Here is a 22153-nt window from a genome sequence, read left to right on the forward strand (position 1 = left end):
GATGGCAGCAGAAGCACACGGCGAAGAAGCGGGCGGCTTGGTTTTCCACCCGATGGACCAGTTCATCGTTGAGCCGTTCTTCGGCGACGGCGCTGTGTCCTGGTACACCATTACCAACGCGACAGTCTGGATGGCGCTTGCCGTTCTTGCAGTGTTCGCATTGCTGGTTCTGGGCACCTCAAAGCGGTCCGTCGTTCCCGGCCGGATGCAGTCGGTCGCCGAATTGGCCTACGGTTTCATCTACAAAATGGTAGAAGACATCTGCGGCAAGGAAGGGGTCAAGTATTTCCCCTACATCATGACACTGTTCATGTTCATCGTCTTCGCCAACTTCCTTGGCTTGCTGCCGATGGCATTCACCCCGACATCGCATATTGCGGTCACCGCATTGATGGCCTTTGCCGTGTTCTTCGGCGTGACCATCCTTGGCTTCGTCAAAAATGGCGCTTCGTTTCTTAGCCTGTTCTGGGTTTCCAGTGCGCCGCTGCCGTTGCGTCCCATCCTGGCGCTGATCGAAATCATCTCGTATTTCGTACGCCCCGTCAGCCACTCCATTCGTTTGGCCGGCAACATGATGGCGGGTCACGCTGTGATCAAGGTTTTCGCTGGCTTCGCCGCGATTGCTGCCATCGCACCTTTGTCCATCGTCGCGATCACTGCGATGTATGGCCTCGAAATTCTGGTGTCCTTTATCCAGGCTTACGTGTTCACCATTCTGACGTGTGTCTATCTGAAAGACGCGCTTCATCCGCATCACTAACAACGGGTGCGGGTCATCCTGACCTGCCCCACCTCATCACCTCAATTCCATCGTAAGGAGAATTCTCATGGAAGGCGATATCGTACAAATGGGCGCATACATTGGCGCGGGTCTGGCATGCATGGGCATGGGCGGCGCGGCAGTCGGTGTGGGCAACGTTGCAGGCAACTACCTTGCCGGCGCACTGCGCAACCCTTCGGCAGCTGCTGGTCAGACTGCAACACTCTTCATCGGCATCGCCTTTGCAGAAGCTCTGGGGATCTTCTCGTTCCTCGTTGCCCTGCTGTTGATGTTCGCCGTTTAAGCGTCAGACTGACACTTCCTTACGCTTCGGGCAGCGCGCAAATGTGCGCTGCCCAAGGGATTTGACTGTTTTGACAGGAGGCCAACATGGCGACTGAACCGATTGATATGGAAATCGCTGGCACCTGTGTCAGTGAATTTGGCAGTGCCATTGGCATGCCGCAGCTTTGTGGCGAATGGTTCGGCAACCAGATTTTCTGGCTGGTCGTTGCGCTGGTCGCTATCTACTTTATCCTGTCGCGGGTTGCTTTGCCGCGCATCGGGTCGGTTCTGGCGGAACGTCAGGGTACGATCACGAATGACATTGCTGCTGCCGAAGACCTGAAGGTCAAGGCGACAGAAGCAGAAGCACAATATGACAAGGCTCTGATTGATGCCCGCGCAGAAGCGCACCGCATCATCACAGACGCCAAAGCAGATATTCAGGCCGATCTGGATCAAGCGATTGCCGTGGCAGATGCCGACATCGCCGCCAAGGCCGCCGAATCCGAAAAGGCCATCGCTGAAATCCGCGAAGGTGCAAAGAAGAACGTCGAAGAAGTTGCAAAGGACACCGCGCAAGCGATCATTGCAGCCTTGGGCGGTTCTGCCGACGCGACAACTGTTTCCGCGGCTGTCGATGCCCGGATGAAAGGATAAGCCATGCGTTTGACTTTCTCTGCCTTGATCGCGGGCTTGGTCGCATCCCCTGCATTCGCCGCCGGCGGTGCATTCGTTTCTCTCCACAACACCGACTTTGTCGTGTTGCTGGCGTTCATCTTGTTCATCGGGGTCCTGTTCTATTTCAAGGTACCATCCCTGATCGCCGGAATGCTGGACAAACGTGCCACAGGCATCAAGTCCGAGCTTGAAGAAGCCCGTGCCCTTCGTGAAGAAGCGCAGACATTGCTGGCCAGCTACGAACGCAAGCAACAAGAGGTTAAGGATCAGGCGGATCGCATCGTGACTGCTGCCAAGGCCGAAGCACACGAAGCCGCAGATCAGGCGCGTGCCGATCTCGAAAAATCGATCGCACGCCGTGTGGCGACAGCGCAGGACCAGATTGAATCTGCTCAGGCTGCTGCCGTCAAAGAGGTCCGCGATCAGGCGATCATCATCGCCGTTGCTGCAGCCAAGGATGTCATCGCCAAGAAGATGACGGCAGCCGAAGGCAATGCGCTGATCGACTCCGCCATCGCGGACGTGGACAGCAAGCTGCACTAAAGTATCTCATCAGATTTTGAAAAAGGCCCCGAAGTTACTTCGGGGCCTTTTTCGTTTCAGCTCTAGATTTGCTCAGTCGCTCTGGGTTGCGTGCTCCAGGCGCTGGCGGGCAACTTCTTCGTTACGCTCGGTCTTTTGCTGGTCGCGCAGGGCATTTTCAACGTAGTTCAAATGCGCTTCGACAGCCTCTCGGGCGGCAGCGGGATCGCGACGCTGTAACGCGTCATTCATTGCCCGGTGTTGGTCCAAAAGGGCAGACCGCGTCGTGCGCTGCTTGAACATGATCTGACGGTTATAGAATACGCCGCCGCGCAGCAGGTCATACATCGACCGCATCATATGCAGCATCACAACGTTATGGCTGGCCTCGATGATGGCCATGTGGAACTGCGCGTCAAGCTGGGCTTCGTCCTCGGCGTTGCGCTTTTGATGGGCGGCTTCCATCTTGTTGAAAACAGTTTGGATGACCTCAAGATCAATGTCCGACCCCAACCTTGCGGCCCGTTCCGCCGCCAACCCCTCAAGATCGCGCCGGAAGGACAGGTAATCGAAAACGGCCTCGTCATGGCGCGCGAACAGGTCGATCAGCGATGGCGCAAAAGCCCCGCCCAGAACGTCAGCGACATAGACGCCAGCACCGGGCTTTGCCGTCAACAACCCGCTTTCCTGCAACTGCGCAATCGCGTCCCGCAACGACGGCCGCGAGACGGCAAGCCGCTCTGCCAGTTCACGCTCGGATGGGAGGCGTTCGCCGGGACGCAGGATGCCCCGCAGGATCAACTTTTCGACCTGGCGGACCACGGCCTGAGACAGCTTTTCGGATGATACGGGGTGAAACGGCATATGGGGTTCCTTGGATTGGTCAAATTATATGACCAGTGGAGCCCCGCTTCAATGCGTTTATCCACCCGGCCGCGTCACGGCGTTCACCAATGGTTAACCACTTAACCTTAGCACGTGGGTATGAAAATTTTGATCCTTCTCCTTGCTTTGTCCGGTCTTGCCGCCTGCAACACTCCTGGCCCACATTTTCGTGATGTCCCTCCAACCAGGGTGACGGTCGAAGGATCTGTTTTCGATGTCCGCGTCAAAGGGGACCTGGCAGAGGCGGTGCGCGTCAACACTCAATACGCGCCCCGTTTCGGCCCGATCCGGCAGCGCGCGGCCTTTGCTATGGCGCAGGTCAGTGGTTGCCGGGTGGTGGACGTTCTGGGGGACCAGGCGTTGGCGACAGGCCGGCTGTCGTGCAAGGGGGCGGGGGCCGCGCCTTATCTGGCGAAAAACTGCACCCCGATCCCTGACGGCGGGCCGCACGCGCGTGGGTTGCCCAAGGTCGGCACGCTGTGTACTTCGGCCGAATAACCCAATATCTTGTGGATAACACGGCCATGTTCCGCTGCCGCTAGTGTGTTTTAATTGACACGCGGGCGCGGATCACAGCACCCTCTTCCTCCAAGAGAATCAATTTGGCGGAACACGGATTGCGCTTTTCCAAGCTTAGACTGACGGGCTTCAAAAGCTTCGTGGACCCGACCGATCTGGTGATCGCGGACGGGCTGACCGGCGTGGTGGGCCCGAACGGCTGTGGTAAATCCAATCTACTTGAAGCGCTTCGGTGGGTGATGGGCGAAAACCGCCCCACTGCCATGCGCGGCGGTGGCATGGAGGATGTGATCTTTGCCGGTGCCGCAACCCGACCGGCGCGTAACTTTGCCGAAGTCGCACTGCATATCGATAACACGGAACGGCTTGCCCCGGCTGGTTTCAACGATACAGACCAGATTGAAATCATCCGCCGGATCACCCGCGATGTCGGCAGTGCCTACAAGGCGGCTGGAAAGGACGTGCGCGCGCGGGATGTGCAGATGCTGTTTGCGGATGCGTCGACCGGATCCCATTCGCCTGCATTGGTACGGCAGGGCCAGATTTCTGAACTGATCAACGCGAAACCCAAGAACCGCCGCCGTATTCTGGAAGAGGCCGCAGGCATTTCGGGGCTGTATGCCCGCCGTCACGAGGCAGAACTGAAGCTGAACGGGGCCGAGGCGAACCTTGCCCGTGTCGATGATGTGGTTGACCAACTTTCCACGCAGTTGTCCCAACTGGCCAGACAGGCGCGTCAGGCGGCCAAGTACCGCGAGATTGGCAATGACCTGCGCAAGAGCGAGGGCATGTTGTTGTATCGCCGGTGGCGCGAAGCGGACGACGCACGCGCGGCTGCCGCTGAGGACTTGCGGGCGCGCGGCGCTGCGGCCACCCAGGCGGAGGCGGCGGTCCGCCACGCGGCCAAGGCGCGCCAGACTGCCGAAGATGCCTTGCCGCCGCTGCGCGAGGAAGACGCCATCGCGGTGGCGGTATTGCAACGTCTTGGCGTTCAGCGGGACACGTTGACCGATCAGGAAACCCGCGCGCAGGCCACGATTGATGTACTGACGAAGCGGATCGCACAACTGGCCCGCGATATTGATCGGGAGGCTGGCCTGAACAGGGATGCCGGCGAAACGATTGAACGGCTGGAGTGGGAAGCCCGCGAGCTTGAGAAGGCCGGTGATGGGCATGACGACGCGGTGGAAGAGGCGGGGGAACTTGCGCGGGAAGCTGCAACGATCCTCCAATCCCACGAGGCAGAGCTATCCCAACTGACGGAAGATGTTGCCCGTCTGGCCGCGCGCCATGGGTCTGCCGAACGGCTTTTGACGGACACCCGCAGGACATTGCACAAGTCCGAAGCTGAGGCGTCGAAGGCCCGCGAGGCTGTCCAGCACAGTCAGGCGGCCATGCAGAAGGCCGCCGTTGATTTTGAGGCAGCGCAGACGGCCGAAGCGGCCGCGACGACACAGGCCGAAGCGGCAGAACAGGCCTTGATCGAAGCCGAAGAAGCCCGCGCGGCGACCCAAAGCCGCGAGGCCGAAGCACGTGCGGAGCGGTCAGAGGCCGAAGGCGAAGTGAATGCACTTCGGGCCGAGGCAGGTGCCTTGGCCAAGCTGGTTGAACGTGACACCGCAGAGGGCGGTCAGATTTTGGACCGTCTTCAAGTGGAACACGGCTTTGAAAAGGCCCTGGGTGCGGCTCTTGCGGATGACCTGCGTGCGCCGCAAGTCGATGCGGACGGACCTTCCGGCTGGGCCGTCATGCCCGCCTATGAGGCGACGCAACCCCTGCCCGAGGGGGTCACAGCGCTGACGGCGCATGTTTCTGTCCCCGATGTCTTGACCCGCCGGATGAGCCAGATCGGCCTTGTCGACGCAGATGATGGCCCGCGGCTACAATCCGCGCTAAAGCCCGGCCAGCGGTTGGTGTCGCCCGAAGGCGACCTGTGGCGGTGGGACGGGTTCAGGGCCTGGGCCGAAGATGCGCCTTCGGCTGCTGCGCTGCGGTTGCAGCAGATCAACCGGCTTGAGGTACTGAAACAAGCGCTTGAAGAGGCCAGCCAGCGGGCGGACGGGGCGCGGGACGCGCATGAGGCGTTGCAACACCGGTTGTCCGCCCAGACCGAAGCCGACAAACGCGCCCGCGAGGCGCGCCGCGATGCCGACCGTGCCGTTGCCGATGCGGGCCGAGCGCTGAGCCGGGCCGAGGCGGACCGGAACCTGGCCGACGGGCGGTTGGAAAACCTGGGCCTTGCCGTGACACGCCACGAGGACGAAGCGATGGAGGGGCGGCGTCAGGTCATTCAGGCAGAGCGCGCGCTGGCTGATCTGGAGGATGTGGCAGAGGCCCGCGCCGATGTCGAAGCCTTGCGTATGACAGTTGAAGGCGCGCGGATTGCGATGATGTCGCGGCGGTCGGCCCATGATGAGTTGCGGCGTGACGGCGATGCGCGGTTGAAGCGGTCACAGGAAGTCACGAAAGAACTCAGCGGATGGCGGCACCGGCTTGAGACCGCCGAAAAGCGCAGCACCGAACTGGTTGATCGTAAGACGGCCTCGGAGGTCGAGTTGAAAGAGGCAAGCGCCGTTCCTGCCGAAATTGCGGCGAAGCGGGATGAACTGACCCAGGCAATCATGACGGCGGAGGACCGAAAGGCCGATGCTGCGGACAAGCTGTCGGAGGCAGAAGCTACTCTGCGCGAGGCAACCTTGGCAGAGCGGGAAGCCGAGAGGCTTGCGTCTGAGGCCCGCGAGGCGCGCGCCCGGTCCGACGCCCGCGCCGAGGCCGCCAAAGAGACTGTCGCCTATGCCGCCGAACGTATTGCAGAAGACCAGCAGATGACGCCGGCCCAATTGCTGACTTCGATTGATGTGGACCCCGACCAGATGCCGGGATCAGAGCTTCTTGAGGCAGATGTGAACCGTCTGAAACGCCAGCGCGAGGCGTTGGGGGCGGTGAACCTGCGAGCCGAGGAAGATGCCAAGGAAATACAGGAAGAATACGACACGCTGACCACCGAGAAAGCCGATCTGTCCGAGGCGATCAAAACCCTGCGCAGTGGCATCGCAAGCCTCAACCGCGAGGGGCGCGAGCGGCTTTTGACGGCGTTCGAACAAGTGAACAGCAATTTTTCGATGCTGTTCCGGCATTTGTTCAACGGCGGCGAGGCCAATCTTGTGATGGTGGAATCCGATGACCCGCTTGAAGCCGGGCTTGAGATTATGTGCCAGCCGCCGGGCAAGAAGCTGAGCACGCTGAGCCTGCTGTCGGGTGGCGAGCAGACCTTGACGGCGATGGCGTTGATCTTTGCGGTGTTCCTGGCCAACCCCGCGCCGATCTGCGTGCTCGACGAGGTGGACGCGCCGCTGGACGATGCCAATGTTACGCGGTTTTGCGATCTGCTGGACGAGATGTGCCGCCAGACGAACACGCGGTTCCTGATCATTACCCACCATGCGGTGACGATGGCGCGGATGGACCGCTTGTTCGGGGTGACCATGGCGGAACAGGGCGTCAGCCAACTGGTGTCGGTCGACCTGAAAAAGGCCGAAACTCTGGTGGCGTAGACCTATAGATCGGTCCGTTTCAAGCCGTTGTCCTGAGGCAGAGCGGCCTTGGGTTCGCCAGCCCCACCCTCGTCCGCGGCCTTTTGTGAAGGCCGATTGATGGGATGGCAGGCTTAGGGGGGATTTCTCCAATATTTCACCGTTGACCGGCGATTTGCGTGGTTAGAGGGCGATCTTTGGTGCGCGGAGATTTTTATCTGAAATTGAGCAGAGAACGTGGTATCAATAAAGGATTGACCTTGGTGACTGCCGTTAACGTGATGGCAAGGGTCCGGTTGCGCTGAAATTATTAACGGTTTGTTAATGCTTAGAGCGGCACTTCAGAGTCGTTAATAAGTTGATTTTGAATAAAGTGATCGTGGTGAGGTATGATGGAAATTTTGATTGTCGAAAGCCAATCAGATCTCGGGGCGCTGTGGCAGCGTCACCTTGAGAGGCAGGGGATGGAAGTCGCTTGCGTGACAACCCAGGAAGGCGCGATTTCGTGGCTTTCGATCCATTCTGCTGACATCATCATACTTGATCTATTTCTAAAGGACGGCACGGCTTTGGCCGTCGCCGATTACGCGAATTACAAACAGCCAAAGGCGCGGATCATCTTTGTGACGAATACGTCGTTCTTTTCGGACGGGTCCATTTTTGCCCATTGCGCCAATGCCAGTGCCTTTGTCCCGTCCGGGACACCGCCAGAGGATCTGGCGGCGTTGGTTGAACACTGCGGCAGCCGTGTCGGATAGGCCCTAGCCCCGCCCGTGCGGGGCCATGAAATCCAGAACCGGGTTGATCGGGATAATCCGGTTAGGGTTAATCATATCGTGGCTGTAGTGGTAGTGCCGGACGATGTGATCCATCACGACGGTATCTGCCACGCCGGGCACCTGGTACAGTTCGCGGGTATAGGCCCACAGATTGGGGTAATCGACGATCCGCTTGCGGTTACATTTGAAGTGCAGATGATAGACCATGTCGAACCGCACCAGCGTGGTGAAAAGCCGCCAGTCGGCTTCGGTCAGGGTGTCGCCCATAAGGTAGCGGCTGGAAGACAGGATGCCTTCGATCCACTCAAGGCTGTCGAACAGCGGCACGACTGCAGCGTCATAGGCGTCCTGGGTGCTGGCAAATCCCGCTTTGTAGACACCGTTGTTTACCGTGTCATAGATGCGGCTGTTGACCGGTTCGATCGCTTCGCGCATCTGCTTGGGCCAGTAATCATCGGTGTTGCCGGTAATGTCGTCAAACGCACTGTTGAACATGCGGATGATCTCAGATGACTCGTTCGATACGATGGTATTTTGGGCTTTGTCCCACAGGATCGGCACGGTCACCCGTCCGCTGAATTTCGGGGCTGCTTTTGTGTAGATGTCACGGGCAAAGGGCAGGCCGAAAAGCGTGTCCCCCGTCGCCCCGTCAAAATCGGTGTCGAATGTCCAGCCATCGCCCAGCATGTCGGGATGCACGACAGAGATGCTGATGTGATCCTCGAGCCCCTTGAGGGCGCGGAAGATCAAGGCCCTGTGCGCCCAAGGGCAGGCATAGCTTACGTACAGGTGATAGCGCCCGCTTTCCGCCTTGAACCCTGCATCGCCTGAGGGGCCCGCGCTTCCGTCTGCCGTGATCCAGTTGCGGAACTTTGCAGCAGAGCGTTCGAACTTGCCGCCCGAAGATTTCGTATCGTACCACTGGTCCTGCCAGACGCCGTCAACCAAAAGTCCCATTTGCCGCTCCTTTACCTATTCGTGTCAAACCTAACCCAAGTGGTTCGTTTGGCCATGGGCAGGGACGCACATTGGGTCTGCATGGGCGCAGAGGTCGGAAAGTTTTTAGAATCGCTTGATTTTAGCGTCAGATAAGGCAGTTTGGTTTTCGCAGTGACGGGGAGAATATTGTGGAATTTCAATTACCAAAAGAAATTCAGGCGGGTTTGGACGCTGCACGGGTGGACAGCTTGCGCAAGGCGTCACGCCTTTGGCTCGAGGTGGACGGGGACCGTTACAAGGTGTTGCGCTACTGGGGCACAGGGTTTTCGATGGAGGCCGAGACAGCCCCGCATCTGCGCGGGCTTGTCGATTTGCACGACGGGGCGGCGCATTTGTTTCAGTGCCTCATCGTCGCCGCCCAAGAAGAAGGCGGCGAGATGCAGTTTGAATTCAAGCGGGCCACCAAGGTCGCAGAAAAGGCAGCGCTTGATTTTGAAAGAGCAGCCGATGCGCCGGCAGGCCTGATCGCCCACGACGCATCGCTTTAGATTTTACTGCAGGTCCTTGAACGCGTCGCGCAGGCGGTTGCAGGCTTCTTCGACGCGTTCACGCGGTGTGGCGATGTTGAAACGCATGAAGCTGTCGCCGCCTTTGCCGAATGTAGGCCCGTGATTGGCGGCGATGGCCGCGTTTTGTTCGACCCGCTTGGTGAATTCTGACCGTTCCATCCCTGTGCCCGCGAAATCGACCCATGCCAGATAGGTTGATTCCAATGGCATCGATTTCAGCCCGGGAATGCCATTGACGGCCTCGTCGAACAGACGCCGGTTGCCATCCAGATACGTCACCAGTTCATCTACCCAAGCGGCCCCCGCAGGCGAATAGGCCGCTGTCGCCATGAACAGGCCGAACGAATTCGGGGACAATCCCATTGCCGCCATACGGGCTGCAAAAGTCGCGCGGAGTTTCGGGTCCGGTATGATCACATTGCCCGAATGGCTGCCTGCGATGTTGAAGGTTTTGGTGGTGGCGGTCATCATCACCAGACGGTCTCCGATCCCGTCAATCAGCGCCATCGGCGTGTGGGTATGGCCGGGCATCACCAGATCATGGTGGATTTCATCCGATACCAGCACAAGATCGTGCCGCTTGGCAAAGGCCGCGACCTGCTCCAGCTCTGCCTTGCTCCAGACCCGCCCGCCGGGGTTATGAGGGGAACAGAACACCAGCATCGTCTCGTTACCGGTCATTTGCGCGTCATACGCGTCGAAATCCAGCGTGTAGCGGCCTTGGGTGTTCACCATCTCGCATTCGACAACTTCGCGTTCTGCTGCGGAAATGACCCGCGCAAAGGCGTGATAGACCGGCGTAAACAAAACGACGCCGTCGCCCGGTTTGGTAAACGCATCGACGCACATGGCGGTGCCGTTCACCAGCCCGTGTGTGGTGAAGATCCAGTCGGGGTCCACCTTCCAGCCGTGACGGTTTTCCATCCACCACTGGATCGCGCCCAGATAATCGCTGTCATCGCCGAAATAGCCGTAAACGCCGTGATCCAGCATGTCTTGCAGTGCCGTTTGCACCACGGCGGGCGGACGAAAATCCATATCGGCGACCCACATCGCAATGCCGGTGTCGCGGGGCACACCGTAGATCGGCTCCATCTTGTCCCATTTTGCACAATGGGTGTCACGCCGGTCGATGATTTCGTCAAAGCTCATTGGGGTCTCCTGTCATATTTCGCGGTTACGCTAAACCTAATCGCCCTGACCGCAAGCCCCGAGGTTGCAGCGGGGCATGTGTTGTCCTAAATCATGGTCATGAAGCGTAATATTATCCTGCACCCCGACCCCCGGCTGAAAAAGCTGTGCGCCCCCGTCACCGACATGACGGATGAATTGCGCGCGCTGGCCGATGACATGCTGGCAACCATGTACGATGCGCCTGGCATCGGTCTTGCCGCGCCGCAAATCGGCGTGCTGAACCGTCTGATCGTGATGGATTGCGTCAAGGAAGAGGGCGAGAAGCCGCGCCCGCTGATCATGTTCAACCCGGAAGTGATCGCGTCCTCGGACATTGAAAGCACCTACGAGGAGGGCTGTTTGTCGATCCCCGACCAATTTGCCGATGTGACCCGCCCCGCCGAAGTCGATGTGCGATGGATCGACCGCGACGGGAACGAGCATACCGAAACATTCAGCAAGCTTTGGGCCACTTGTGTTCAGCACGAGATTGACCACCTTGATGGCAAGCTGTTCATCGACTACCTCAAGCCGCTGCGCCGCCAGATGATCACGCGCAAGATGACCAAGCTGAAACGAGAGTTGGCCCGCGGATGAGCGTGCTGGACATCGTGATCTGGCCCGATGCGCGGCTGACGCAGGTTTGTCAGCCGGTCGAGGGCATTACCCCCGGGATCACGCAGTTGATCGCGGATATGTTCGACACGATGTACGCTGCGCCGGGGCGCGGTCTGGCAGCACCTCAGGTCGGTCGCAGCGAGCGTATTTTCGTCTTTGACGCAGGGTGGAAAGACGGCGCGCCGACCCCTGTCGCCTGTGTGAACCCTGAAATCATTGACCTGTCCGAAGGTCGTTTGACTGGCGAAGAAGGTTGCTTGTCGATCCCAAATACCCCCATGGACATCGAACGCGCAGCGCAAGTGACCTTGCGCTGGACCGACCCTGAGGGCACGCACGAGCGGACCTTCACGGGGGCCGAGGCCGTGATCGTGCAGCATGAATATGACCACCTTGACGGTATCGTGATTTATGATCGCGTCGAAAAGGATGTCAAAAAGGATACCGGCCGATGACCGTGCGCAAGATCGTTCCATGGCCCAATACCTGCCTGCGCACCGCTGCGGCTGAAGTGCCCGAGATAACAGATGACATCCGCGCCCTGTGGGACGACATGATCGCCACGATGGATGCCATGCCCGGCGTTGGTCTTGCCGCGCCTCAGATCGGGGTGATGTTGCAGGTCGCCGTTGTGGATGCTTCGCAAGCGCGGAACAAACGGATCAGGCTTGCCAATCCGGTAATCCTTGATGCCTCTGCCATATTGAATGAACATGACGAAGCCAGCCCGAACCTGCCCGGCGTGTCGGCCAAGGTGAAGCGTCCGCGCGGCGTGACGGTGCGGTATCTGGATGAAACCGGTGTGGTAACGCGGCGCGATTTCGTGGGGCTCGAGGCGACCAGCGTACAGCACCAGATCGATCATCTTGCGGGCAAGATGTATTTCGACAATCTGAGCAAGACACGCCGGGACATGTTGCTGCGCAAGGCGCGGAAATTCAAAGGATAGTCTGATGCGCGTGATCTTCATGGGAACCCCCGAATTTTCGGTACCGGTTCTGGACGCGCTGGTTTTGGCAGGTCACGAGGTGGTTTGCGTCTACTGCCAGCCGCCCCGTCCCGCAGGGCGTGGCAAGAAGGATCGCGCCAGCCCGGTCCAAAGCCGTGCCGAAGCCTTGGGGCTGCCGGTGCGCCATCCCGTGTCGCTCAAGACAGCCGAGGCGCAGGCTGAATTTGCTGCGCTGGAGGCGGACATCGCTGTGGTCGTCGCCTATGGGTTGATCCTGCCGCAAGCGGTGCTGGACGCGCCTGCGCACGGGTGCCTGAACATCCACGCCAGCCTGTTGCCGCGCTGGCGCGGTGCTGCCCCCATCCACCGCGCGATCATGGCGGGCGACGCTGAAACCGGCGTATGCATCATGCAGATGGAGGCGGGGCTGGACACCGGTCCTGTACTGTTGCGCGAAGCGACGCCGATCCGCACGTCAGAAACCACGATCCAACTGCATGACCGTTTAAGCGAGATCGGCGCACGCCTGATCGTCGAGGCGCTTTCCAGGTTGCCGGACTTGACGCCTGAACCGCAACCCGAGGACGGCGTGACCTACGCCACCAAGATCGACAAGGCCGAGGCGCGCATCGACTGGACCAGACCCGCCGCCGAGGTTGACCGTCTGATCCGGGGGCTGTCGCCCTTTCCCGGCGCTTGGTTCGAAACCGGCGGGACCCGCATCAAGGTTCTGGGATCGACCCTTGCGGAGGGAAGCGGTGCGCCGGGCGAAGTGCTTGATGCTGGTCTGCGCGTGGCCTGCGGGGAGGGTGCCATGCAACTGACCCGCTTGCAACGTGCGGGCAAAGCGGCGCAGGATGTGTCTGTGTTCCAGCAAGGCGCGCAAATCGCGCCGGGCACGATTTTAGGCGAAGGGTAACCCATGTTTCCATCCATGATCGGCACTGTCGTGATCGCAGGTATCGTCGGCTATCTCGCTGAAAAATCGGGGTTTACCCGCAACGGTATTCTGGCTTCGATCATTATCTGCGTGGGCGGGGCGTTCTTGTTCTATTTCGTGCGGCTGATGTTCGGCTTCGGGTTCAACTCTCCGGGATTGAACGCGATTGCGTCCTCGATCGGGGCGTTGATCATCGTGCCGTTTCACTGGCGTCGAAAATAGCTTTAGACGCGGGGCGGCCGGCTTTTGTAGACGGGCAAGTTCCATCCGAAATAAAGCGATCCGGCCCGCAGGATCCAGGTGATGCAGGCCCCGGCAAACAGCGCGATGGCATCGTCGCCCAGAAACACACGAATACCAACGGCTGTGGCAGACCCTGCGAAGGCGGCCGTGACGTAAAGTTCACCCTGTTTCAGGACCAATGGCACCTCGCCGACGACAACGTCGCGCATCAGGCCGCCCATACAGCCGGTGATCATGCCCATCAGCACCACGATTGTGGGCGACTGGTCCAATGACATCGCCACGCCGGCCCCCGCCGCGACGGCGACGGCAAGCGCAAAACTGTCCAGCCAGATCAACGTGCGATACCGGCTTTCCAGCAGATGCGCGGTAAAGAAAACCACCATCGCGGCGAACGCAGCCAGCCCCAGAAAGGCGGGATTATCGATCCAGAATATCGGGTTCCGGTCCAGCAGCAGGTCCCGCAGGGTCCCGCCACCCAAGGCCGTCAGGCACGCGATAAAGGCAAAGCCTACCAGATCAAGCTGCGCGCGGCTGGCCACCAGCGCGCCGGTGATCGCAAAGACCAAGACCGACGCGTAATCAAGTAGGGTGATCAGGGTCATTTGCCTTTGAACGGGGCCATGCCGGCCCGCGCCAATTCATCCGCGCGTTCGTTTTCAGGGTGGCCCGCATGGCCCTTGACCCATTTCCATGTCACGGAATGGCGGGCATTGGCGGCGTCAAGCCGTTGCCAGAGCTCCGCGTTCTTCACCGGCTTTTTGGCAGCGTTCTTCCAGCCGTTCTTCTTCCAGCCGTGGATCCAGTTGGTGATGCCGTTTTTGACGTAATTGCTGTCAGTGACGATGGTGATTTCAGTCGGGCGTGCCAGCGCCTCAAGCGCGCTGATCGCGGCCATCAGCTCCATCCGGTTGTTGGTGGTGGCCGCTTCGCCCCCCTTGAGCTCGCGTTCCTTGACGATCTTGCCGTCTTCCATCGCGCGCATCAGCGCACCCCAGCCGCCGGGGCCGGGATTGCCTGAACAGGCCCCATCGGTATATGCAATCAGCTTTGCCATGCGCGCAGACATATCCAGTCTGCATCGGTGCCGTCCAGCCCCTTATCGCGGCCTTTTTGGCGATCTGTCACCTTTAGTCCCGCGTCCGTCAGCAACCCCGCCAATTCGTCTTCGGTGAAGTAGGTATACAGACGTCCGATCCGGTCACGCCTTGACCCGCTGCCCAGTTTGACGCCGATGTGAAAGACACCGCCCGGGCGCAGGGCGCGCGCGATGTCGGACAGGTGGCGCGGCATGTCCGCACGCGGGGCATGCAACAGCGAGAAGTTGGCCCAGATGCCGTCATAGACATCGGTGCTGGCCAGATCGTCAAAGCCGCCGATCCTGGCGGTGACGCCGGGGTATCGTGCCGCAAGGGCGACCATTTCTGCCACAGGGTCCATTGCCGTCACATGCAACCCGGCCAATGCCATTTGATGGGCGGCGATGCCCGGGCCACAGCCAAGGTCAAGCACGTCGCCTTGGGGTTTCACGGCTTTGCTGAACGCAGCCAGCAACGGATCGCGTGCCAGCCCTTCGGTGACATCTGCGTATTCTGCGGCCTTGGTTGCGTAGACGGCAAGGGTTTCGCGGTCGGTCAAAAGAATACGCCGGTGGAAAGGCAGATCAGCACGATCGCGGTCAGCAGAACACGCAGTTGCAACCACCATTCAGGGGCAAGGCCCCACCGCCAGAAGGCGAAGTCCAGCACTAGCAGACCAGCAAACCCGAACATGAGATTCATGCCTGCCCCGACAGGCCCGCCGCCGGTCATGAAAAATGCCCAAAGGGCGGGAATGACGGACAGGGCATAGCCCGTGGCTGCCTGTGCGCCTGTCGCCTTGGTGGCAAAGCCCCACAAGACGCCGGACATGAAAGACAAGATCACGGCACCGTAAAACAACTGGATGTAGGGGCCGATAAAACGCCCGCCCAGATTGGCTGCACCCCATGTCGCCAACGGATCGCTCAGCGTGGTCAAGGCACCCCAGACAAACGGGATCAGCCCTGCCAGACCCAGCAGCAGCGGTGCGCGGGGGACGCCGTTCATGCCGGCACACGCAGCACGCGGGGCACTTTGAATTCGACGTTCTCAACGGCGGTTTCCACCAGTTCGGTCGTCACGTCATAGCGGTCCTTGAACGCATCGATAACCTCGTTGATCAGCTGTTCCGGGGCGGACGCCCCTGCGGTGATACCCATGCTCGTGATGCCTTCGAGGCTGCGCCAGTCGATGTCCGTGGCGCGCTGCACCAGTTGCGCATAGTCACAGCCCGCACGTGATCCGACCTCGACCAGACGGCGCGAGTTTGAGGAGTTCGGCGCGCCCACGACCAGCATTGCGTCACATTTCGGGGCCATTGCCTTGACCGCTTCCTGGCGGTTGGTGGTGGCATAGCAGATGTCTTCCTTGTGCGGCCCGACGATGGCGGGGAACCGCGCCGTCAGCGCCGCGACGATATCAGCGGTATCATCAATGCTCAGGGTGGTTTGTGTGACATAGGCGAGCTTTGCCGGATCGCGCACCTCGACGACGGCGACGTCATCGGGGGTTTCGACCAGCAGCACTTCGCCTTCGGGAAGCTGGCCCATGGTGCCGACGGTTTCAGGGTGGCCCGCGTGGCCGATCATGATCATTTGCAGGCCAGCATCGGCATGACGCTGCGCTTCGATGTGGACCTTGCTGACCAGCGGGCAGGTGGCATCGACATAGACCATGTTGCGGGCTTCGGCCTTGGCGGGCACCGCTTTGGGGACGCCGTGGGCGGAAAAAATGACGGGTCGGTCATCGGGGCACTCTGAAAGCGCTTCGACGAAGACGGCACCCTTGTCCCGCAGCCCATCGACGACGAACTTGTTATGCACGATTTCGTGACGCACATAGACAGGCGCGCCCCATTTTTCGATCGCCATCTCGACGATCTTGATGGCGCGGTCCACACCGGCGCAAAACCCGCGCGGGGCGGCCAAATATAGGGTAAGGGGCGGTTTTGACATGGCTGTCTCCTTGGCTTGCCCCTTGGTAGATGTTGCGCGGCGTGGCGTCCAGACGGGTCGCGCTGCGCGCATGGGGGGCTTTCAAGATGGATGCAGGGACCGAGCTTGCCAATCTGCCAAGGTGCCGTTGGCATGCGGCCTTCCCCCTGAAAGGGGGCGCGCGCAGTGGCGTTTCGCAGCACAAGGAAAGGTCGAAGCCGCTAGTGCTTTGATCTGCATCGATAACGGGTTCAACACCTGCGCCCGCTTGACCTGTCTGACAGGCATGGGGCCAGTGGTCAATCGTCGACGGTTTCGCGGGCCGGACGGCCGATCACGTCGCGCAGATCTTCGAGTTCGATGAAATTGTCGACCTGACGGCGCAGATCATCCGATATCATCGGGGGCTGGCTGCGAATCGTGCTGACCACCGAAACCCGGACGCCCTGACGCTGAAGGCTTTCGACCAGCGGGCGGAAATCACCATCGCCAGAGAAGATGACGATGTGGTCAAGATGCGGAGCCAGCTCCATCGCATCGACAGCCAGTTCGATGTCCATATTGCCTTTGACCTTCCGACGGCCCATGCTGTCGGTGTATTCTTTGGCGGGCTTCGTGACCATGGAGAAGCCGTTGTAGTTCAGCCAGTCGACCAAGGGCCGGATCGGAGAATACTCTTCGTTTTCAAGGAGGGCGGTGTAGTAGAACGCGCGCAAAAGCTTACCACGGCGCATGAATTCCTGGCGCAGCAATTTATAGTCGATATCGAACCCAAGGCTTTTCGCTGCAGCGTAAAGATTTGACCCGTCTATAAACAACGCAAGACGTTCGTCTTTGTAAAACATGGTGTGCCTTTCTTAGCAGGCTGTTTCAATTTCTGATATGCATCGTGAGGGCTTCTTTATGAAACCCAAACACTCTGAGATGAAATCAGCCGATATCGTGGGCATATCTAAGGATATTTGAGGAAGCGGCAAGTGGATACAATGGGTTTACAGGGCATTAACTCGCCTGAAGGTGGTAAAATGGTGTTGATCGCATTGGGCAGTAATCAATCAACAGGCGTAGGTGGTCCGAAGGAAACTATCTTAAAAGCCATTGAATTGGTTAAAGAAAAAGGATTGGTGATTCGCAAGTTGAGCCAGCTATACGTGACCCCTGCGTTTCCTTTGGGGGCTGGACCTGAATACGTTAACGCAGCTTTAGAGGTCAGTGCAAATCTTGATCCGGTCCACATCCTGGGGTTGTTGCACGAGGTCGAGGCCGAGCTGGGCCGCGAAAGGAGCGTCAGATGGGGTGCGCGCACCGTTGACCTTGATCTGCTGGCGTGTGGTGCGCTGATCTGTCCCGACCCTGAAACCCAAGGATACTGGCGTATGCTTGCCCTTGAAGAGCAGATGAAGCGCGCCCCTGAGCAGCTCATCCTGCCGCATCCGCGCCTGCAAGACCGCGCTTTCGTTCTTGTCCCGCTTGCCGATATCGCACCGGACTGGGTGCATCCTGTGCTGGGGGCAAGCGTAGGGCAGATGCTTGATGCCTTGCCGAAAGAAGATAAAGATAGCGTGAGATTGGCCGAATAAGACCTTGTAAATTCCGCCGAAGGCTTCTAGATAGTCGGCTTCTTATAGATATCATGATTGGATCATACTATGGCCCGCGTCACCGTCGAAGATTGTGTGGACAAAGTTCCAAACCGGTTCGAGCTTGTCATGCTTGCTGCGCACCGTGCCCGCGAGATCGCTGCCGGATCACCCGTCACCGTTGATCGCGACAATGATAAAAACCCTGTGGTTTCCTTGCGGGAAATCGCCGATGAAACACAGTCGGCTGATGATCTGCGCGAGCGTCTGATCGAAAGCAACCAGAACCAGATCGAAGTCGACGAACCTGAAGAAGACGCAATGGCGTTGCTGATGGGCGGCGAACAGGACAAGCCGGAAGAAGACAGCATGTCCGAAGAAATGCTGCTGCGGCAGTTGATGGCGGCGCAGGGGCAGGGCTAACGCCCGCGCCCTTCGGGGCAATAAGGCAGGACAGGCATGAATACCGCCGACATTACGGCTGACGATCTTATCGCGCTTGTCCGCGCCTATAATCCTAAATCAAACGAAAAACACATCAGGCTGGCCTATGATTATGGCCAGCAGATGCATGAAGGGCAGTTCCGCCATTCGGGCGAGCCCTATTTCACGCACCCGGTTTCTGTTGCGGCAATCCTGACCGAACAGCAACTGGACGATGCGACCATCATCACTGCCCTGCTGCACGACACGATCGAAGACACCAAGGCATCCTATGCCGAGGTGGAAAAACGGTTTGGCCGTGATGTGGCCGAATTGGTCGATGGCGTCACCAAACTTACCAATTTGCAGCTGAATTCGACCGAGACGAAACAGGCCGAGAACTTTCGCAAGCTGTTCATGGCGATGTCGAAAGACCTGCGGGTGATCTTGGTCAAGCTTGCCGACCGCCTGCACAACATGCGCACGATCAAGTCGATGCGCCCCGACAAGCAGATTCAAAAAGCCCGCGAGACGATGGATATTTACGCCCCGCTTGCCGGGCGTATGGGCATGCAGTGGATGCGCGAAGAGCTTGAGGATCTGGCGTTTCGCGTGCTTAACCCCGAGGGCCGCCAGTCGATCATCCGGCGCTTCATCACGCTGCAACGTGAAACGGGCGATGTGATCCAGCGGATCACCGGCGATATGCGGCTCGAACTTGAAAAGGCCGGTGTCGAAGTAGAGGTCTTTGGGCGCGCAAAGAAACCCTATTCGATCTGGCGCAAGATGCAGGAGAAAGAGCAGTCCTTTTCGCGGCTGTCCGACATTTACGGCTTTCGGGTGATCACGACCTCTGACGATGAATGCTACCGCGCCTTGGGCACGATCCACCGCCGCTGGCGCGCGGTGCCGGGACGGTTCAAGGATTACATCAGCCAGCCAAAGACCAACGGCTACCGCTCCATTCACACCACTGTGTCGGGGCGTGATGGCAAACGGGTCGAAGTGCAGATCAGAACCCGCCAGATGCATGACGTGGCCGAAACCGGCGTCGCCGCCCATTGGTCCTATCGTGACGGTGTGCGGTCGCGGAACCCCTTTGCCGTTGATCCGGTGAAATGGGTGGCACAGCTGACCGAACAGCTTGATTCCGAAGAAGATCACGAGGATTTCCTCGAGGCGGTCAAGCTGGAGATGTATGCCGATCAGGTGTTCTGCTTTACACCCAAAGGCGAGGTGGTGAAGCTGCCCCGTGGTGCGACGCCGATCGATTTCGCTTATGCGATTCACACCCGGATCGGGTCGGCCTGTGTCGGTGCCAAGATCGACGGGATGCGCGTGCCTTTGTGGACCCGCGTCAAGAACGGTCAGTCGATCGAGATCATTACCGCCCAGGGCCAGACGCCACAGGTCACGTGGCTGGATATTGCCACCACCGGCAAGGCCAAGACCGCGATCCGGCGTTCCCTGCGCGAGGTGGACCGTGCACGCTTTGTCAGTTTGGGGCGCGAGTTGGCGCGCTCGGCCTTTGAGCAGATCAACAAAAACGCAACCGAAAAGGTCTTGCGCACCGCGGCGCGCAATCTGCGCCTTGACGGACCCGAGGATTTGCTGGCCCGTCTCGGCTCTGCCGAATTGACCGGGAGCGAAGTGGTTCAGGCCGTGTATCCACACCTTCAGCCCAAGCCCGGTGAACAGGTGGACCGCAAGCGTGCCGTTGTCGGGCTTGAGCCGGGGCAATCCTTTGACCGCGCCCCGTGCTGCCAGCCGTTGCCCGGCGAACGCATCATCGGCATCACGTATCGCGGCAAGGGGGTCACGATCCACGCTATCGATTGTGAACGGCTTGCCGCCTTCGAGGATCAGCCGGACCGTTGGCTGGATCTGCGCTGGCACGAGGGCCCGCATCCGGCCGCCTATGGTGCGACGCTTGACCTGACCATCGGCAACGGTGCGGGGGTTCTGGGGCGGATCTGCACCTTGATCGGGCAATCACAGGCCAATATATCCAACCTTGAGTTTCTGGACCGCAAGCCAGACTTCTATCGCTTGCTGGTCGACGTGGAACTGCGTGACATTGCGCATCTGCATTCTCTCATGCCAACCCTCGAGGCTGAAAGCGAAGTCGCCGAGATCAGCAGATATCGCAACATGAAGCTGGTAAAGCCCGGCGAAAAGCACACATAAACCGTCGACGCCCCCAAGCCCCAAGGACTGTCCATTGATTTTCAAACGCCGTGATCCAAAGCCGACTTTACGCGCCATGGCCGAATTCATGTGGCCGCGCGGTGGTTGGACGCGGGCGTTTCACTATGTCAAACACCGGATGCGGCGGTTGCCAGACACGCCAGAACGGATCGCACGGGGCATTTGGGCGGGTGTATTCACAACGTTCACCCCGTTCTACGGCATGCATTTCATCGTAGCGGCGCTGATTTCGCGGGCGATGCGGGGCAATCTGCTGGCGGCCCTGATGGCGACATTCTTCGGCAATCCGTTGACCTATGTACCGATTGGCCTGTCGTCCCTGTCGATGGGGCACTGGATATTGGGCTCTCCGATGGTCGAGGGGGAACACCGGTCTTTTGGGGGCAAGTTCTTTGACGCCGGGCATGACCTGTTGGCGAACTTCATCGCCATGTTCACCAGTCAGACGGCGGACTGGTCGGGGCTTGCCGCGTTCTGGCGGGAGATTTTCTATCCCTACCTGATCGGCGGCATTATCCCCGGTATCATCTGCGCCACGATTTGCTACTACTTGTCCGTGCCGTTGTTGCGCGCCTATCAAAAGCGGCGCAAGGGCTTGATCAAGGCCAAGTTCGAAGCGCTCAAGAAAAAGGCCGCCGCCAAGGCCGAGGCCAAAAGAATTGCAGAGCAGGAAGGAAGAGATCATGGCAGTGCAAGGTAAGTTGCGGCTTGGGGTCAATATCGACCATGTTGCCACGGTGCGAAATGCCCGTGGCGGGGCATACCCTGATCCGCTGCGTGCGGCCCGGGTCGCCCAAGAGGCAGGCGCGGACGGGATTACCGCACATCTGCGCGAAGACCGCCGTCACATCACTGACGCCGATATCGAAGGGCTGCTTGAGGTGCTGACCGTGCCTCTTAACTTCGAGATGGCCGCGACGGACGAGATGCAGAAGATCGCGTTGCGTCACAAGCCACATGCAGTCTGCATCGTGCCAGAAAAGCGCGAGGAACGGACTACCGAAGGCGGGCTCGAGGTTGCGCGCGAGGAAAACAAGCTGGCGCATTTCATCGCCCCGCTGCGCGAAGCCGGTTGCCGGGTCAGTATTTTCATCGCCGCCGAACAGCGCCAGATCGAAGCTGCCAACCGGATTGGCGCGGAAGTGATTGAACTGCACACCGGTGCCTATTGCGACGCTTTTGCCGAAGGCCATTGGGAAGAGGCGCAGAAGGAACTGCAAAAGCTCGAAGAGATGGCGCAATACGGCCACGAGCTTGGGCTTGAGATTCACGCAGGGCACGGGCTGACCTATGATACGGTGTCGTCGATTGCGTCCTTTCCGCAGGTGAAAGAACTTAACATCGGTCATTTTCTGGTCGGCGAAGCGATATTTCTGGGGCTTGGTCCTGCGATCCACGAAATGCGCCGTCTGATGGACAGTGCGCGCGACGCGTAGCGGTCTTTTGGCAGGTTCAGGGATGGTGGTGTCGGGCAGATTTCCCGACCTCTGGTGCTTGGCGTCAGCTTTCCTTTTGTTGCCCGTTCGGGCTAAGACGG

The 22153-nt window shown here is 59.5% G+C and carries 27 protein-coding genes; 18 read left to right on the plus strand and 9 right to left on the minus strand.

Features of this window, described 5'->3' with window-relative positions:
• The first annotated feature begins 1 nt into the window (after nt 1).
• The 4 genes from RGAI101_RS15085 to RGAI101_RS15100 all read left to right on the plus strand — a co-directional run bounded on the left by RGAI101_RS15085 (nt 2) and on the right by RGAI101_RS15100 (nt 2266).
• Nucleotides 2-760, plus strand: a complete 759-nt coding sequence (locus RGAI101_RS15085) for a F0F1 ATP synthase subunit A (RefSeq protein ID WP_008227374.1) — start codon at nt 2-4, stop codon at nt 758-760.
• Nucleotides 761-827: 67 nt separating this feature from the next.
• Nucleotides 828-1064 (plus strand): F0F1 ATP synthase subunit C, encoded by a 237-nt coding sequence (locus tag RGAI101_RS15090; protein ID WP_008227326.1) that lies wholly within the window; start codon nt 828-830, stop codon nt 1062-1064.
• Nucleotides 1065-1150: 86 nt separating this feature from the next.
• Nucleotides 1151-1702, plus strand: coding sequence for a F0F1 ATP synthase subunit B' (locus tag RGAI101_RS15095; RefSeq protein ID WP_008225039.1), 552 nt, complete (start codon nt 1151-1153; stop codon nt 1700-1702).
• A 3-nt stretch (nt 1703-1705) separates the two neighbouring features.
• Nucleotides 1706-2266: a F0F1 ATP synthase subunit B gene (locus RGAI101_RS15100; RefSeq protein ID WP_008226840.1), complete on the plus strand. Its 561-nt coding sequence runs from the start codon at nt 1706-1708 to the stop codon at nt 2264-2266.
• Nucleotides 2267-2338: 72 nt separating this feature from the next.
• On the opposite strand, the gene RGAI101_RS15105 is transcribed toward RGAI101_RS15100, so the two are convergent.
• A complete protein-coding gene (locus RGAI101_RS15105; RefSeq protein WP_008228055.1) occupies nt 2339-3109 on the minus strand; it encodes a FadR/GntR family transcriptional regulator in 771 nt (256 codons plus the stop codon).
• A gap of 120 nt (nt 3110-3229) precedes the next feature.
• Between RGAI101_RS15105 and RGAI101_RS15110 the strand changes: the two genes are divergently transcribed.
• From RGAI101_RS15110 to RGAI101_RS15120, 3 genes are all read left to right on the plus strand, one after another.
• Entirely contained in the window at nt 3230-3628 is a 399-nt protein-coding gene (locus RGAI101_RS15110; RefSeq protein WP_083792057.1) for a hypothetical protein, read from the plus strand.
• A 119-nt stretch (nt 3629-3747) separates the two neighbouring features.
• Nucleotides 3748-7203, plus strand: coding sequence for a chromosome segregation protein SMC (gene smc, locus RGAI101_RS15115; RefSeq protein ID WP_037229676.1), 3456 nt, complete (start codon nt 3748-3750; stop codon nt 7201-7203).
• 371 nt (nt 7204-7574) lie between these two features.
• On the plus strand, nt 7575-7940 hold the full coding sequence (locus RGAI101_RS15120) for a response regulator transcription factor (protein WP_037229678.1): 366 nt from the start codon (nt 7575-7577) through the stop codon (nt 7938-7940).
• Nucleotides 7941-7943: 3 nt separating this feature from the next.
• Here the strand turns inward: RGAI101_RS15120 and RGAI101_RS15125 are convergent, their stop codons facing one another.
• Nucleotides 7944-8918, minus strand: coding sequence for a glutathione S-transferase family protein (locus RGAI101_RS15125; protein WP_008225347.1), 975 nt, complete (start codon nt 8916-8918; stop codon nt 7944-7946).
• A 170-nt stretch (nt 8919-9088) separates the two neighbouring features.
• Between RGAI101_RS15125 and RGAI101_RS15130 the strand changes: the two genes are divergently transcribed.
• Nucleotides 9089-9448: a hypothetical protein gene (locus RGAI101_RS15130; protein WP_008224902.1), complete on the plus strand. Its 360-nt coding sequence runs from the start codon at nt 9089-9091 to the stop codon at nt 9446-9448.
• A 3-nt stretch (nt 9449-9451) separates the two neighbouring features.
• On the opposite strand, the gene RGAI101_RS15135 is transcribed toward RGAI101_RS15130, so the two are convergent.
• Nucleotides 9452-10621 carry a MalY/PatB family protein gene (locus tag RGAI101_RS15135; protein WP_008224900.1) on the minus strand — a complete coding sequence of 390 codons (1170 nt, stop codon included), beginning with the start codon at nt 10619-10621 and terminating at the stop codon, nt 9452-9454.
• Between the two features lie 99 nt (nt 10622-10720).
• Between RGAI101_RS15135 and def (RGAI101_RS15140) the strand changes: the two genes are divergently transcribed.
• Genes def (RGAI101_RS15140) through RGAI101_RS15160 form a run of 5 tightly spaced genes read left to right on the plus strand, consistent with a single transcriptional unit; the run spans nt 10721 to nt 13371 of the window.
• Entirely contained in the window at nt 10721-11239 is a 519-nt protein-coding gene (def, locus tag RGAI101_RS15140) for a peptide deformylase (protein ID WP_037228451.1), read from the plus strand.
• A complete protein-coding gene (gene def / locus RGAI101_RS15145) occupies nt 11236-11715 on the plus strand; it encodes a peptide deformylase (protein ID WP_008225948.1) in 480 nt (159 codons plus the stop codon). The genes def (RGAI101_RS15140) and def (RGAI101_RS15145) overlap by 4 nt, the downstream gene beginning before the upstream one ends.
• Entirely contained in the window at nt 11712-12209 is a 498-nt protein-coding gene (def, locus tag RGAI101_RS15150) for a peptide deformylase (protein ID WP_008225385.1), read from the plus strand. Before def (RGAI101_RS15145) ends, def (RGAI101_RS15150) begins: the two co-directional genes overlap by 4 nt.
• Nucleotides 12210-12213: 4 nt before the next feature.
• Nucleotides 12214-13128 carry a methionyl-tRNA formyltransferase gene (gene fmt, locus RGAI101_RS15155; protein WP_008227528.1) on the plus strand — a complete coding sequence of 305 codons (915 nt, stop codon included), beginning with the start codon at nt 12214-12216 and terminating at the stop codon, nt 13126-13128.
• 3 nt (nt 13129-13131) lie between these two features.
• On the plus strand, nt 13132-13371 hold the full coding sequence (locus RGAI101_RS15160; protein WP_008228386.1) for a hypothetical protein: 240 nt from the start codon (nt 13132-13134) through the stop codon (nt 13369-13371).
• Nucleotides 13372-13373: 2 nt separating this feature from the next.
• On the opposite strand, the gene RGAI101_RS15165 is transcribed toward RGAI101_RS15160, so the two are convergent.
• The 6 genes from RGAI101_RS15165 to RGAI101_RS15195 form a co-directional block, all read right to left on the minus strand.
• Complete coding sequence (locus RGAI101_RS15165) at nt 13374-13997, minus strand: trimeric intracellular cation channel family protein (RefSeq protein WP_008227320.1); 624 nt, start codon at nt 13995-13997, stop codon at nt 13374-13376.
• On the minus strand, nt 13994-14449 hold the full coding sequence (gene rnhA, locus RGAI101_RS15170; RefSeq protein ID WP_008229256.1) for a ribonuclease HI: 456 nt from the start codon (nt 14447-14449) through the stop codon (nt 13994-13996). Before rnhA ends, RGAI101_RS15165 begins: the two co-directional genes overlap by 4 nt.
• Entirely contained in the window at nt 14437-15030 is a 594-nt protein-coding gene (locus RGAI101_RS15175; RefSeq protein ID WP_008227976.1) for a class I SAM-dependent methyltransferase, read from the minus strand. Before RGAI101_RS15175 ends, rnhA begins: the two co-directional genes overlap by 13 nt.
• Entirely contained in the window at nt 15027-15479 is a 453-nt protein-coding gene (locus RGAI101_RS15180) for a DUF3429 domain-containing protein (protein WP_008226828.1), read from the minus strand. The genes RGAI101_RS15175 and RGAI101_RS15180 overlap by 4 nt, the downstream gene beginning before the upstream one ends.
• A complete protein-coding gene (gene ispH / locus RGAI101_RS15185; protein ID WP_008228636.1) occupies nt 15476-16426 on the minus strand; it encodes a 4-hydroxy-3-methylbut-2-enyl diphosphate reductase in 951 nt (316 codons plus the stop codon). Before ispH ends, RGAI101_RS15180 begins: the two co-directional genes overlap by 4 nt.
• Nucleotides 16427-16704: 278 nt before the next feature.
• Nucleotides 16705-17250, minus strand: coding sequence for a LabA-like NYN domain-containing protein (locus RGAI101_RS15195; RefSeq protein ID WP_008227090.1), 546 nt, complete (start codon nt 17248-17250; stop codon nt 16705-16707).
• Nucleotides 17251-17391: 141 nt separating this feature from the next.
• On the opposite strand from RGAI101_RS15195, the gene folK reads away from it, so the two are divergent.
• The 5 genes from folK (at nt 17392) to RGAI101_RS15220 (ending at nt 22052) form a co-directional block, all read left to right on the plus strand.
• On the plus strand, nt 17392-17985 hold the full coding sequence (folK, locus tag RGAI101_RS15200) for a 2-amino-4-hydroxy-6-hydroxymethyldihydropteridine diphosphokinase (protein WP_157044740.1): 594 nt from the start codon (nt 17392-17394) through the stop codon (nt 17983-17985).
• Nucleotides 17986-18054: 69 nt separating this feature from the next.
• Nucleotides 18055-18408 (plus strand): DNA-directed RNA polymerase subunit omega, encoded by a 354-nt coding sequence (rpoZ, locus tag RGAI101_RS15205; RefSeq protein ID WP_008227145.1) that lies wholly within the window; start codon nt 18055-18057, stop codon nt 18406-18408.
• Between the two features lie 36 nt (nt 18409-18444).
• Entirely contained in the window at nt 18445-20595 is a 2151-nt protein-coding gene (locus RGAI101_RS15210; RefSeq protein ID WP_008227749.1) for a RelA/SpoT family protein, read from the plus strand.
• Between the two features lie 34 nt (nt 20596-20629).
• Nucleotides 20630-21316 (plus strand): DUF2062 domain-containing protein, encoded by a 687-nt coding sequence (locus RGAI101_RS15215; RefSeq protein ID WP_008224929.1) that lies wholly within the window; start codon nt 20630-20632, stop codon nt 21314-21316.
• Entirely contained in the window at nt 21300-22052 is a 753-nt protein-coding gene (locus RGAI101_RS15220; RefSeq protein WP_008226070.1) for a pyridoxine 5'-phosphate synthase, read from the plus strand. The genes RGAI101_RS15215 and RGAI101_RS15220 overlap by 17 nt, the downstream gene beginning before the upstream one ends.
• Nucleotides 22053-22153: the final 101 nt, after the last annotated feature.

Origin of the sequence: Roseobacter sp. GAI101, from assembly GCF_000156335.1 — a bacterium.
Lineage (GTDB): Bacteria > Pseudomonadota > Alphaproteobacteria > Rhodobacterales > Rhodobacteraceae > Sulfitobacter.